Annotated in this window: 5 protein-coding genes and 1 pseudogene; 1 reads left to right on the top strand and 5 read right to left on the bottom strand. The window is 73.7% G+C overall.

What is annotated here, in order from left to right:
• Nucleotides 1-176: pseudogene (locus ABT245_RS44745) on the top strand (crotonyl-CoA carboxylase/reductase); the annotation flags it as partial.
• A 178-nt stretch (nt 177-354) separates the two neighbouring features.
• Here ABT245_RS44745 and ABT245_RS44740 read toward each other — a convergent pair.
• The 5 genes from ABT245_RS44740 to ABT245_RS44720 all read right to left on the bottom strand — a co-directional run.
• Nucleotides 355-1,176 (bottom strand): thioesterase II family protein, encoded by an 822-nt coding sequence (locus ABT245_RS44740; protein WP_351746611.1) that lies wholly within the window; start codon nt 1,174-1,176, stop codon nt 355-357.
• The gene (locus tag ABT245_RS44735; protein ID WP_351746608.1) at nt 1,173-2,453 is read right to left on the bottom strand and encodes an alpha-hydroxy-acid oxidizing protein; all 1,281 of its coding nucleotides are present in this window, start codon (nt 2,451-2,453) and stop codon (nt 1,173-1,175) included. Before ABT245_RS44735 ends, ABT245_RS44740 begins: the two co-directional genes overlap by 4 nt.
• The gene (locus tag ABT245_RS44730; protein WP_351746605.1) at nt 2,450-3,268 is read right to left on the bottom strand and encodes a thioesterase II family protein; all 819 of its coding nucleotides are present in this window, start codon (nt 3,266-3,268) and stop codon (nt 2,450-2,452) included. The genes ABT245_RS44735 and ABT245_RS44730 overlap by 4 nt, the downstream gene beginning before the upstream one ends.
• Nucleotides 3,265-9,819 carry an SDR family NAD(P)-dependent oxidoreductase gene (locus tag ABT245_RS44725; protein WP_351746603.1) on the bottom strand — a complete coding sequence of 2,185 codons (6,555 nt, stop codon included), beginning with the start codon at nt 9,817-9,819 and terminating at the stop codon, nt 3,265-3,267. The genes ABT245_RS44730 and ABT245_RS44725 overlap by 4 nt, the downstream gene beginning before the upstream one ends.
• A 33-nt stretch (nt 9,820-9,852) precedes the next feature.
• A partial coding sequence (locus ABT245_RS44720; RefSeq protein WP_351746600.1) for a type I polyketide synthase occupies nt 9,853-13,967 on the bottom strand: 4,115 nt, incomplete at its 5' end.

Genomic DNA, 13,967 nt, shown 5'->3' with positions numbered 1-13,967 from the left:
TGCACGACACCGGACAGGCCGCCCACGACGTCCACCGCAACACCCACCAGGGCAAAGTCGGCGTCCTCTGCCTCGCCCCCGAAGAAGGCCTGGGCATACGCGACCAGGAACTACGCGCCAGGCACATCCACGCCATCAACCGCTTCCGCACACCATCCTCTCCTCGAACCGGGTGAACCACCCTGCCGGGGGCTGCCGCTGAGGTGCGGGCTTCGGCCGTACGGTCGCGAACTCCTTCCGGCGCGCCTCGACCACAACGCCGACCAGCCGCTCCTCTTCAGGGAAGAGGAGCGGCACACGGACGTCTTCGCATGCCTCGCGCACGGACACGGAGGGCGGCAGCAGGTCCTCCGCTCACAGGTGTGCGCCCGGGGTCGTACCGCGCCTTCCCGGGGCGCCTTCGTGTGCCGCCGCGAAGCCGTGCAGGTCCCGCCCGATGGCCGCGACCACGTCGTCCTGGCCTGGCTGAAGGTAGAAGTGACCGCCCGGGAAGACGCGCGTGGCGAACGCGGACGCCGTATGGCCGCCCCAGAGGGCGAGGTCGTGGCGGGACACATGCGGGTCGGCGTCCCCTCCGTAGGCGGTGATCGGGCACCGCAGCCGTGCGCCGGGATCGCACCGGTACGTCTCGACCGCCCGGTGGTCCGACCGGACGGGCGGAATCACGACTGCGAGCATCTCCTCGTCCGCGAAGAGCGCGGGGTCCGTCCCGGACAGTTCGGCCATCGCCGCGACGATGCCCGCGTCGTCCCTGCGGTGCACTCCCCGGTCCCGCAGGACCGACGGCGCCGTCCGCCCCGAGGCGATCAGTCCCAGAGGATCAACGCGCCCCGGGTCGCGCTCCAGGCGTACGGCGGTCTCGAAGGCCACGACCGAGCCCATGCTGTGCCCGAACAGGGCCAACGGCCGCTCCTGCCATGGCAGCAAGGCATCGGCGATGTGGTCCGCGAGCCGCCTGATGTCGTCGACGACCGGCTCGTCCATGCGGTCCTGACGGCCCGGGTACTGGACGACCAGCACCTCCGCGAGGAGGGACAGCTCGGCGGAAAGCCGGAAGAAGGAGGTGGCGGAACCGCCGGCGTGCGGAAAGCACACCAGGGCCGGGCCGTCGCCGGGGGGATCGTGGTAGCGGCGGATCCAGCCGCCGCGCTCGTGCCTGCCTACGGGACGGGTCATATCGGGCCCTCCTCGTTCGTGGTGTCCGCGGGTGGGGACGGCGCCGCGGCACCGGTCCCGTCCGGCGGACCGGAAACCGGGAGGACGCCCGGCAGGGCGAGGACCTCGCGCGTGAGGTCGCCGACCGAGGCGCATCCCGTGAGCGCCAGGGTGAGGTCCACTTCGGCGAGCAGGCAGCGCAGGACGTGGGCCACGCCGTCGCGTCCGCCGAGCGCCAGTCCGTACAGGAAGGGACGCCCGTACAGCACCGCGTCCGCGCCGAGAGCGAGGGCCTTGACGAGGTCGCTGCCGGTGCGCACGCCGGAGTCGAAGAGCACGGGGACGGACCTGCCCACGGCGGCGCGAACGGCCGGCAGTGCGTCCAGGGCCGCCACGGCGCCGTCCAGTTGGCGTCCGCCGTGGTTGGAGACGACCACACCGTCCGCGCCCAGGTCGAGCGCGCGGCGGGCGTCGTCGGGGTGCAGGATGCCCTTGAGGAGTATGGGCAGCGCGGTCAGCTCGCGCAGCCACGGCAGGTCGTCCCAGTTCAGGGCCGGGTTGGCGAAGACCTGCGCCCAGTGTGCTGTCACGGACCGGCTGTCGGCGCCGGAGGGCAGACCGGCCCGGAAGGCCGGGTCGCCGGTGAAGTTGGCGATGCCCGCTCCATCGAGGAAGGGCAGATAGCCGTGGTCGAGATCCGCGGGGCGGTATCCGAACGCGGGCGCGTCGACGGTGAGGACGAGCGCGGTGTAGCCGCTCGCCTCCGCGCGCCGTACGAGGGACTCGGCCACGGCCCGGTCCGCCGGCCAGTACAGCTGGAACCAGCGCGGCACGGAAGGGCCGTCCGCCGGTGCGTCGCTGCCCGGTCGGGCGGCGTCCGCGACGTCCTCCATGCTGTACGACGAGCCGGTCGACAGGACGAACGGGACACCGGCGTCCCGCGCTCCCCGGGCCGAGGCCAGCTCGCCGTCCGCGTGGACCACGGTCTGCGCGGCCACCGGAGCCAGCAGCACGGGCACCGGAAGGCGCTGCCCGAGCAACGGCACGGACAGGTCGCGACGGGCGGTGCCCCGCAGCATGCGGGGCAGCAGCCGCCAGCGCTCGAAGGCTTCCCGGTTGGCCCGGCCGGTGGCGCCGGTGCCGGCGTCGCCTGCGGTGTATCCGTGGGCGGCCGGTGTCAGTACGGCACGGGCCGCCTCGCCGAGGGCCGTCAGGTCCGTCGGCAGCTGCGGGCTCTGCCCGTGGGCCCCCGCCAGGTAGATCCGACGCACCAGGTCGCTGTGGGGCGGCTGCGTCATTTTTCCCCCATGGGTGTGCTGTTCGGGCGGCGGGCCGCGTCCGCCGCGGGGCGGGAGCCGGCGGCCAGGGCCCGGTCCTCGCGGATGCGCCGGGCGAGCCGGCGGGCGGGGCCGGGCTGGTGCGAGGTCAGGGAGAAGTGGCCGCCGGGCAGTCCCTCGACGTCCAGTCCGCCCGTGGTGTGACGTGCCCAGCCCGCCATCTGGCCGGGCGTGTTCTTCGGGTCCGCTGTGGCGAGCAGCACCGTGATGGGGGCGTCCAGGGCTGCACCGGGTGGGCACCGGTAGCGGCGCAGGGCGCGATGGTCGGCGCGCAGCAGCCGAAGCAGCTCGCGGACCGTCTCCGGGTCCTGGAGGAGCGTTTCGGGGACGCCGCCCAGACGCCGTAGCTCCGCGACGATCTCGCGGTCCTCGCAGGTGTCCAGGTCGCGTTCTCCCCAGTCCTGGGAGGGTGGCCGAGCAGCCGAGGCGAAGAGCCGCGCGACCTTGCCGGGGCGGCCCAGCCGGCGGGCCGTCTCGAAAGCGGTCAGCGCGCCCATGCTGTGCCCCAGCAGGAACAGGGGCTGATCGCCGTACTCGGCGAGCGCCCGGACGGCCTCCTCGGCGAGCGCGGCGATGTCCTCGGCGAACGGATCGGCGTGCCGGTCCTGCCGGCCCGGATACTGGAACGCGACCAGTTCGATGTCTTCGGGCAACGCGGCGGACAACGCGGCGAACGCGGACGCGGCGCCGCCGGCATGGGGGAAGCACACCAGGCGTGCGGCGCTGTGCGGCCGCGGATGGAAGACGCGCGCCGCGCGGCTTCGGGTCGGGTTCACGCGGTTTCACCTCCGGTCGGGGTGCGCAGTGCGGTCAGCAGGTCTTCGAGACGGGTCCGTGCCGCATCGCGCAGGCCGGCGTCGAGGGGGTGGGCGGCGACCGCGGACTCGAGGCGGCTGAGGCCGTCGAGGACGGCTTCGGTGCCCTGGGTGCTTTCCGCGTCCGTCGGTTGGGGTTCGCCGAGTCGGCCGCGCAGGTGATGGACGAGTTCGAGCGGCGTCGGATAGTCGTAGATGAAGGTGGCGGGGAGCCGGATGCCGGTGGCCTTGGCCAGGCGGTTGCGCAGTTCGACCGCGGTGAGCGAGTCGAAGCCGATCCGGTCGAAGATTCCGTGCGGGTCGACCATGGCGGACGAGGCATGCCCGAGGACCACGGCGATCTCGTGGCACACCGTCTCGACCAGATCGTCACCGCTGCCGCCGTTTCCCGGTCCGTCCGGCGAGGTGGAGGCGGGCGTGCCGAGCCCGGCGGCCGGGGTGGAGGAGCGCCGGGGGGTCTCCGTCAGAAGGCTCTTGAGCAGCGAGGACGTGGGAGCGGCAGCGGACAGGGCATCGAGGTTCCAGTGCGCGGCGACGGCCACGGGCGCGTTGCGGTGCATCGCGGCGTCCAGGAGTTCCAGGCCGCGCTTCGCGGACAGCGGGGCCACTCCGGTGCGTGCCATGCGCGCCATGTCGGTCTCGGTCAGGGCGCTTCCCATGCCCGATGTGCCCTCCCACAGGCCCCAGACGAGGGAGACCCCAGGCCGCCCGGTCGCGCGCCGGTGTCGCACGAGCGCGTCGAGGAAGGCGTTGCCGGCCGCGTAGGCGGCCTGCCCGGCGGAGCCGATGGTCCCGGCCAGGGAGGAGAAGACGACGAACGCCGACAGCCCGAGGGGCTCGGTGAGTTCGTGGAGGTGAAGTGCCGCGTCGACCTTCGGCCGCAGGGTGTGTTCCAGCTTTTCGGGCGTCATGGCCTCGAACACGCCGTCATCGAGCACACCCGCGGCGTGCACGACTCCGCCGAGGCGCACCCCGTCGCCCGCCAGTGCGTCCAGTACGGCGGCCAGCGCTTCCCGGTCGGCGGTGTCACAGGCCACCGTGCGCACGTCGGCGCCGAGATCGCGCAGCTCGGCCACGGTGTGCGCAACCTCGGTCGCCGGGCCCGGAAGCCGGCGGCCCACCAGGACCAGACGGCGCACTGCGTGCTCGGTGACCAGGTGCCGGGCGACGAGCGTGCCCAGGCCGCCGAAACCTCCGGTGATCAGCACGGCGCGGGAGGTGTCCCAGAGCCCGTCGCCGCCCATGAACTCAAGGACGACCTTGCCGATGTGGCGGGCTTCGCTCAGGTACCGGAACGCCTCGGGCGCACGCCGGACGTCCCAGGCCGACACCGGCAATGGTGTGAGGGCGCCCTGCTCGAAGAGGGCGAGCAGGGTGCCGAGCATCTTTCGGATCCGGTCGGGGCCCGGGTCCCGTACGTCGAATGCGCGGTACACGACACCCGGGTGCGTCCGTGCCACCTCGGCGGGGTCGCGCCGGTCGGTCTTGCCCATCTCCAGAAAGCGGCCGCCGCGCGGCAGCAGCCGCAGGGAGGCGTCGGTGTACTCGCCCGCGAGGGAGTTGAGTACGACGTCGACGCCCCGGCCCGCGGTGCTCTCGCGAAAGCGGTGCTCGAACTCCAGCGTCCGCGAGGACGCGATGCGGTCTTCCGGCAGTCCCATGGCACGCAGTACATGCCATTTGCCGGGTCCCGCGGTGGCGTACGCCTCGGCGCCCAGGTGGCGGGCGAGTTGCAGCGCCGCGGTGCCGACGCCGCCGGTGCCCGCGTGCACGAGGACCGACTCCCCTTGGCGCAGGCCCGCCAGGTCGACGAGCCCGTGGTAGGCGGTCAGGTAGGCGACGGGGACCGCGGCGGCCTGGGCGAAGGTCCACCCCTGCGGGATGCGGCAGATCAGCCGGTGGTCGGTCACCGAGACCGGGCCGACGCCCGAGAACAGACCCATGACCCGGTCGCCCGGCTTGAAGTCCGTCACCCCGGGGCCGACATCGAGGACGACACCGGAGCCCTCGCCGCCCTGGCCGGGATCCGCGGCGGACGGGTCGACCGACGGGGGGATCACACCGAGGGACAGCAGTACGTCCCGGAAGTTCAGCCCGGCGGCGTGCATCCGTACTCTGACCTGTCCGTGGGTCAGCGGGGCTGCGGCCTCCGGCCAGGGAGCCAGGGACAGGTCCATGAGCGAGCCCCGGGCGACGTAGTCGAGTCGCCAGTGCGTCCGGTCCGCGGGCGGGCGCAGGACGGTGTCCGGTTCCTGGGCGGTGAGCACGGGCCGGTACGCCGTTCCGCCGCGCAGGGCGAGCTGGGGCTCGCCGAGGGCCGGCGCGGCCGCGAGGACGCGGCGGGACTCGGGGGCGTCGTCGGAGTCGATCAGGACGAAGGTTCCCGGATGCTCGGTCTGCGCGGCGCGCAGCAGTCCCCACACGGCACTGCCGGCGAGGGCGGCGGGAGCGGCCGCCGGCTGTTCGCCGCCCACGGTCACGGCGCCGCCGGTGAGGACCACGAGCCGGGTACCGGCGGTCCGTTTGCCGGTGGTGACCATCTGCGCGGTGCGCAGGACGTGGCCGAGGACATCGCGGACGGCTTCGGCGTCCGGCCGGCCGTCCCCGGCCGCGGCCGCGGCCGGCGGGGAGGGCATGAGGATCAGCTCGGGAGCGGTTGTCGAGGCGAGGGCGGCGGCCAGGGCGGCATGGTCCCGCAAGACGGGCAGGGCACCGCCTTCGGCGTCCGGCTCTGGGTACGGTCCGCCTCCGTACGCGTCGAACACGGCCCACCGGGGCCGGGCGCCGGTGTCCGGCGGGAGGGCGACCGGCTCCCACGACGGGACGTACAGGCCGTCGCCGACCTCCGCGGGGCCGGCCGTGGCGCCGATCGGGCGCAGCGCGAGCGATCCCACCGAGGCCACCGGGTGTCCCGCCGCGTCCGCCACGTCGACCGCGACGGCCTGTGCTCCGGCGGGGGCGAGCCGCACCCTCAGACGGGTACCGGCCGGTCCGTGGAAGCGCACCCGGGACCAGGTGTAGGGGACGAGGGCCGTGGAGGCGGGGGTGTCCTCGATCAGTCCGCCGAGTGCGACAGGGTGCAGTGCCGCGTCGAACAGCGCCGGGTGCACGAGGTAGCCGCCGGGGCGGTGGGCGGACACGTCGGACGACTCGATGTCGGCGAACACCTCCTGCCCGCGGCGCCACAGCGCCCGCACACCGCGGAAGGCGGGTCCGTAGTCGAGTCCGCGGGCGGCGAGGCCGGCGTACAGGCGGTCGGGGTCCAGGGGTACGGGCTCGGCGCCCTGGGGCGGCCAGACGTCGAGTGCGGCCGGGCGCTCGGGTGTGCGGCCGACGAGCGTGCCGTGGGCGTGGCGCAGCCAGCCGCCCGCGGCGCCCGCGATGCGCGCGTGGACGGTGACGGACCTGCGGCCGGCGTCCTCGGCAAAGACGAACACCCGCAGTTCCGTGGCCGCGTCACCGGGAACCACGAGCGGCGCCTCCAGAACGAGTTCCTCCAGGGTGTCGCCGTCCGCTTCCCGGGCGGCCGTCGCGACCAGCTCCCACAGCGCGGTACCGGGGAGCAGGACGTCTCCCGCGACACGGTGGTGGGTGAGCCACGGCTGCTCCCCGGCGGACAGCCGTCCCGTCAGCAAGATCCCTGCCGGGTCGGCGAGTTCGATGCGCGAGGTGAGCACCGGGTGGTCGACGGGCGTGGGTCCGCCGGCGCGGGTGAAGACCGGCCCGGGGTCGGCGAGCCAGTAGTGGCCCCGCTGGAAGGGGTATGTCGGCAGTGCGGTGCGCCGGGCACCGCGGCCGGCGAACACGGCCGCCCAGTCGACGTCGGTGCCGCACGCGTCCAGGTGGCCGAGGGAACTGAGCAGTTCCTCCGGCTCGGGCTGCCGTCCCCTCAGGGCGGGAACGACCGTGGGCACGGGACCGGTGGCCCGTGGCCCGTCGGGGTCCTCGGCGAGACAGTCTGCGGCGAGTGAGGTGAGGGCACCCCGCGGACCCAGTTCGAGGAAGCGGGTGCACCCCAGGTCCGCCAGGCTGTGCACGCCGTCCCGGAAGCGGACCGTGTGGCGCGCGTGACGCACCCAGTAGTCGGCGGACTCCAGTTCTCCGGGCCGGGCGGGCCTGCCCGTCAGGTCCGAGACGACGGTGAGGCGAGGCGCGTGGAACTGCGACCGCTGTACGGCGCTGCGGAACTCGGTGAGCGCCGGTTCCATCAGCGGTGAGTGGAAGGCGTGGTGAACGCGCAGTCGGCTCACTCTGCCGCCCCTGTCCTCGAAGGCGGTCACCACGGCCGCGAGGGCTTCACGGTCGCCCGAGAGCACGGTCGAGGCGGGGCCGTTGACGGCGGCCAGCGCGATCCGGTCCTCGTGGCCGGCCAGCAGCGCGGTCGCTTCCTCCTCCCCGGCGTTCAGCGCGGCCATGGCGCCGCCCGACGGCAGTTGCTGCATGATCCGGCCCCGTGCGGCGACGAGCGCGGCAGCGTCGTCGAGCGACAGGACGCCCGCGATGTGCACGGCAGCGAGGGCTCCGACGGAGTGACCGAGCACCGCGTCGGGACAAACGCCCCACGAGCCCAGGAGGCGGGCCAGGGCCACCTCGCCTGCGAACAAGGCGGGCTGGGTGTATTCGGTACGTTCCAGCAGTCGGGCCTCGAAGGAGCCCTCGGGGGCGAAGGCCACGTCCCGCAGGGGGCGCTCCAGGTGCGGTCCGAGCGCGTCGCACACCTCGTCGAAGGCCATGGCGTAGGCGGGAAAGGCCTCGTACAACTCCCGGCCGGATCCCGGCCGCTGTGAGCCCTGGCCCGCGAAGAGGAACGCGGTCCGCCCTGCGGTCGCCGTGCCGCGCACCGCCTGCGGGACGGTGTCACCGGCGGAGAGTTCGCGCAGCCCTTCGAGTACGCCGTCCCGGTCGCGCCCCAGAAGTACGGCCCGGTGCCCCAGGCGGGACCGGGTGGTGGCCAGCGAGAAGCCCAGGTCCAGGATGCCGGTGGAGGGGTTCGTGGCCATGTGCCGGTGGAGGGCGGCGGCCTGGGCCCGCAGCGCCGGTTCTGTGGCCGCGGACAGAAGCACCGGGACCACCGGGAGCGCGGGGGCCTGCGGTCCTGCCGGGACGGCCGGGCGGGCGGGCGGTGGGGCCTGTTCCAGGATCAGGTGTGCGTTGGTGCCGCTGATGCCGAACGCCGACACCGCTGCCCTGCGGGGCCGGTCGGGCTCCGGCCACGCGGTCGCCTCCGTCAGCAGGGCCACGGCCCCGCTGGACCAGTCGACACGGGAGGTGGGGCGGTCGGCGTGGAGGGTGCGGGGCAGCATGCCGTGCTGCATCGCCAGGGTCATCTTGATCACGCCGCCGACGCCGGCGGCGGCCTGCGCGTGTCCGATGTTGGACTTGAGCGACCCGAGGTGGAGCGGGCGGTCCGGTGCGTGCGCGGTGCCGTACACGGCCAGGAGGGCGCGCGCCTCGATCGGGTCGCCGAGGGCGGTGCCCGTGCCGTGCGCCTCGACCGCGTCGACTTCGGACGGGTGGAGCCCGACGGCCTCCAGTGCCTCTTTGATCAGCCGTTCCTGGGCCGGGCCGCTGGGCGAGGTGAGGCCGTTGCTCGCACCGTCCTGGTTGACGGCGGATCCCCGGATGACGGCGAGGACATCGTGCTGGTGGCGCACCGCGTCGGAGAGCCGTTCCACGAGCAGCAGTCCGACGCCCTCCGACCACGCCGTGCCGTCCGCCGTGTCGGAGAAGGACTTGCACCGGCCGTCGGCGGCGAGTCCGCGCTGCCGGCTGAACTCGACGAAAGGCATGGGGGTCGCCATCACCGTCGCGCCGCCCGCCAGGGCGAGTGTGCATTCGCCGCGGCGGATCGAGGCGCAGGCGAGATGGAGCGCCACCAGTGACGACGAGCAGGCGGTGTCCACCGTGACGGCCGGTCCCTGAAAGCCGAAGGTGTAGGAGATCCGGCCGGAGGCGACACTGCCGGCGCTGCCGGTGCTCAGATAGCCCTCGTAGTCCTGGGGGGCGGACGAGAGGCGGGACGCGTAGTCGTCGTACATCGTCCCGACGAAGACACCGGTCCGGCTGCCGTGCAGGGTTCGGGGATCCAGGCCGGCCTGCTCGAACGTCTCCCAGGCCGCTTCGAGGAGCAGCCGCTGCTGGGGGTCGATCGCGTGGGCCTCCCGGGGTGAGATCCCGAAGAACTCCGGGTCGAACCGGGCCGCATCGTGGAGGAAGCCGCCTTCGGCCGCGTACGAGGTTCCCGGTGTGTCGGGGTCCGGATCGAAGAGGCCCGTCAGATCCCATCCGCGGTCCGTGGGGAACGGGCCCACCGCATCGGTCTCCTCGGTGAGCAGCCGCCACAGGTCCTGCGGCGAGTTGACCCCGCCCGGGTACCGGCAGGCCATGCCGACGATCGCGATCGGCTCGCCCTGGGCTTCCTCAAGCCGGGCGTTGACGCCCTTGAGCCGCTCGTTCTCCTTCAGCGCTGCCCGCAGTGCCTCGACCAGCTGTTCGCTACTTGTGGACGCCATCATGTCTCTCCGTACTTCGCTGATCGGGGTGGACTAGGACGGGCCGTCGCCCAGTGCCAGGCGCACCAACTCGTCGGCGGTCAGGGTGTCGAGGGCGCGGGACGGGCCGGGGTCCGGCTCCGGGGCGCGGCCGGACTGCTCTTCCGTCGGGGACTCGGCACTCTCCTCACCGAACAGTGCGGTCCGGAGCATGTCCGCCAGCGCGCCGGGGGTGGGATGGTCGAAGACCAGCGTCGGCGGCAGTGCGAGTCCCGTGACGGCGGTCAGGCGGTTGCGCAGTTCGAGCGCCATCAGCGAGTCGAATCCGAGGTCCTGGAAGGGGCGGTCCACCGTGACGCGGTCCTGGCCACGGTGTCCGAGGACGGACGCGGCGGCGTCGGAGACCGCTGTGACGAGCAGGTGCCGGCGCTCGCCGGACGGTGCGGCGGCCAGTGCGCCGCGCAGGTCGCTGCCGTGGTCGCGCGGGGCTCCTGCTGCCGTCCGCCGCGGCACGACCAGGTCGCGCAGCACCGCGGGGGCGGTGTCCGGGTCCAGGGCACGGAGGTCGAATCGTACGGCGGCGGGCACCGCGGTGCCCGCGGCGACCGCGGCGTCGAACAGAGCGAGCCCGGCGCGGTCCGTAAGGGGCCGTACCCCGGAGCGGGACAGGCGCTCCAGCTCGGCGGTACCGAGCCCGCCTCCCATTCCGCTGTCCGTCTCCCACAGGCCCCATGCAAGGGATACGGCGACCCGCCCCGTGGCCCGGCGTGCCTGGGCCAGGCCGTCGAGGAAGGTGTTGGCCGCGGCGTAGTTCGCCTGCCCGGCCGTGCCCATGAGGCCGGCGACCGATGAGAAGAGCACGAACGCGGTGAGGTCCAGCTCCCGGGTCAGTTCGTCCAGGTGGACGGCGGCGTTCACCTTGGGCCGCAGGACACGGTCGAACCGTTCCGGGGTGAGCACCCCGAGCACGCCGTCGTCCAGGACGCCGGCCGCGTGCACCACCGCCGACAGCGGGTGGCCGCCGGGCACATCGGCCAGGAGCCGGGCCAGGTCGGCGCGGTCCGCGACATCACAGGCGGCCACGGTGACGTGCACTCCGGTCGCGTTCAGCTCGGCGACGAACTCCTCGGCGCCGGGCGTACGCGGTCCCCGCCGGCTTGTCAGCAGGAACCGTCTGACGCCGTGCTCGCTCGCGAGGTGGCGGACCACGAGGCGGCCGAGGCTGCCAAGGCCACCGGTGATCAGGACATGGCTGCTCCCGTCGAACGGTGCGGCGGTGCCTTCGACCGGGCGGGCCCGGCGCAGCCTGGGTACCGACACCCGGCCGGCCCGTACGGCGAGTTGCGGTTCGTCCGATGCCAGGGCCCGTACGAGGGCGCGCAGGGAGTCGGGCTGCCCGTCCCAGTCGACGAGGGTGAACCGGCCCGGGTGTTCGGCCTGGGCGGAGCGGATCAGTCCCCACACGGGGGTCTGTGCGAGGTCGGGGTGTTCGTCTTCCGCTGCCGCCACGCCTCCGGTGGTCAGCAGGACGAGCCGGGAACGGCTGAGCCGGTCGTCGGCGGTCCAGCGTTGTGCGAGTGCGAGTGTCTCGTGTGCGGCGCGGGCCGCTGCCGCGGGGACGGTGTCGTCGGTGCCGGTGTTCGTTGCTCCCGGTGCCGTGGTGATGACCAGTGACGGCACCGGGGCACCGGCCGCGACGGAGCGTAGGAGTCCGTCGAGGTCCGGGTGGCGGACGACGGACCGGCCGCCGGCCCGGGCGGCCTCGGCGATGGGCCGGGCCCGGTCCCCCAGTACCGCCCAGGTTCCCGGTGCCGGGTCCTCGCCCGCCGGACGCCACTGCGGCCACTGAAGTGTGAAGAGGTCCTCGTGCGGCGCCATGGTGTGCCGGGGGATGTCGCGCAGCGCCAGGGTGTCGACGGTGAGAACCGGTGCGCCCCTCTCGTCGGAGAGAGTCAGTCCGTAGGTGTCGCCCTCCCGGTGCCGCAGGTGGACGCGCAGGCGGTCTGCCGCCGGCTGGTACAGCGTCACACCGCTCCAGCTGAACGGGACGAGGGTCCTGGAGGCGTCTGCGGAACCGACGGCGAGGATCGTGTGGAGCGCGGCGTCCAGGGCTGCGGGATGCAGCAGGAAGGCCGGGGCGTTCACCGGCTCGGCGGCGGGCACCGGTACGACGTCCGCGTACAGGTCGGGGCCGTCGCGCCACACCGCCTCCAGACCCTGGAACGCCGGTCCGTAGCCGTACCCCTGCTCGCCGAGCCGGGGGTACAGTCCGTCGATCGTCACTGCGGCGGCGCCGCTGGGCGGCCAGGAGGCCGGGCCGGCCGACTCGGGTGTCCGGGCGGGTGGCGCCGGGGGCAGCGGGCCTTTCGCGTCCAGCAGGCCCACGGCATGGCGGGTCCACTCCCCCGCCCGGCCGTCTGCGGGGCGGGAGTACAGGGCGAGGGGCGAGCGGTCCGCACCGTCGGGAGGGCTGACGAAGACCTGGACGTCGACGGCGTCGTGGAAGTGGAGAGGGTTCTCCAGGGTCAGCTCCGACACCCGCTCCGCGCCCGTGGACCGCGCCGCGTACAGCGCGAGTTCCACGAGGGCGGCCCCGGGCACCAGCGGGACACCCAGGACGGTGTGCTCGGTGAGCCAGGGGTGCGTCTCGGGCGCGAGGCGACCGGTGAACACCCGGCCCTGTCCGCCCGCCAGATCGACCGTGGAATGCAGGACGGGATGCCCGAAGGAGTCGGGGGCGACGGGCGAGGGGGCTTCCAGGAGCCAGTGGCTCGTCCGCTGGAAGGGGTAGGTGGGAAGGGGCACGGTCCGGCCGCCGGGGAAGACCGCGGACCAGTCGATGTGCGCACCGATGACATGGGACCGGGCCAGCGCCTGTGTGACCGTGTCCGCTGCCGCGTGCCCCCGGCGCAGCACGGGCACGACAGTCCGCGGCCCGCCGTCGCGGTCCTCGAACCCGGAGCGGACCATGCCACTGAGCACACCGTCGGGGCCGAGTTCCAGGAACAGCCCGACTCCGTCGCCGTCCAGGAAGCGCACTGCGTCCCAGAAGCGGACCGGCTCGCGCAACTGCCGCACCCAGTACTCCGGATCGGTCAGCTCACCGCCGTCGACGGGCTTGCCGGTCAGGTTGGAGACGATCGGGACGGCGGGTGCGGAGAACGCCACACGGGAGGCCACGGCGCGGAACTCGTCGAGGATGCCGTCCATGTGCGGGGAGTGGAAGGCGTGGCTGACGCGCAGCCGCGTGACGCGTCGCTTCAGGTCTCGCATGGTCTTCTCGACGGCGGCCACGGCCTGCTCGTCGCCGGAGACGACGATCGAGCGCGGACCGTTGTACGCGGCGACGACCACGCGCCCGGCGTGTGCCGCGAGCACGGGGCGCAGTTCTTCCTCCGGTGCCTGGACGGCGGCCATGGCCCCCCCGCCCCGGGCCGACTGCATGAGCCGGCCGCGGGCGGCGACGAGGACGCAGGCGTCGTCCAGGGAGAGGACGTCCGCGGCGTGCGCGGCGGCGAGTTCGCCGACGGAGTGCCCCAGCAGGTAGTCGGGGACGAGTCCGTAGTGCTCCAGGAGCCGGAACAGCGCGACTTCCAGGGCGAACAGGGCCGGCTGGGTGTAGCGGGTCCGGTCGATCAGGGACCCGAGAGGGGACTCCTCCGAGGCAAGGAGCAGTTCCTTCAAGGACACGTCCAGGTGGGGGTCCATCCGGCGGCAGACGTCGTCGAGGGCGTCGGCGAACACCGGGGATGTGGCGTGGAGTTCGCGTCCCATGCCGAGGTACTGGCTGCCCTGGCCCGTGAAGAGACAGGCCGTCCTGCACGGTTTGGTGGCCGTCCCGGACACCACGGCGTCGGCGGCAGTTCCGTCGGCCAGTGCCCGCAGGGCGTCGAGGAGTTCGCCGCGATCGGAGGCGAGGACGACGGCCCGGTCCGTGAGGGCGGAGCGGTTCATGGCGAGGGAGCGCCCGATGTCGTGGTTGCTGTACTCGGGGTGTGCCGCGGCGAACGCGCGCAGCCGCTGCGCCTGGTCCCGCAGGGCCGTGGCACCGCGGGCGGAGAGCAGCCAGGGGACGGGTCCGGTGGGGGTGGGCTGGTGCGGTGCGGGGTCCGCGGGTGCCTGTTCGAGGATGACATGCGCGTTGGTGCCACTGATCCCGAACGACGACA

The sequence above is a fragment of the Streptomyces sp. NPDC001508 genome, from assembly GCF_040298665.1.
In the GTDB taxonomy this organism is placed as follows: domain Bacteria; phylum Actinomycetota; class Actinomycetes; order Streptomycetales; family Streptomycetaceae; genus Streptomyces.
This window is presented reverse-complemented; position numbering and strand designations above follow the sequence as displayed.

Bases quoted from the DNA above. Each gene is read 5' to 3' on its own strand.
- ABT245_RS44740 (WP_351746611.1), bottom strand. From the start codon at position 1,176: ATGACCCGTCCCGTAGGCAGGCACGAGCGCGGCGGCTGGATCCGCCGC.
- ABT245_RS44735 (WP_351746608.1), bottom strand. From the start codon at position 2,453: ATGACGCAGCCGCCCCACAGCGACCTGGTGCGTCGGATCTACCTGGCG.
- ABT245_RS44725 (WP_351746603.1), bottom strand. From the start codon at position 9,819: ATGGCGTCCACAAGTAGCGAACAGCTGGTCGAGGCACTGCGGGCAGCG.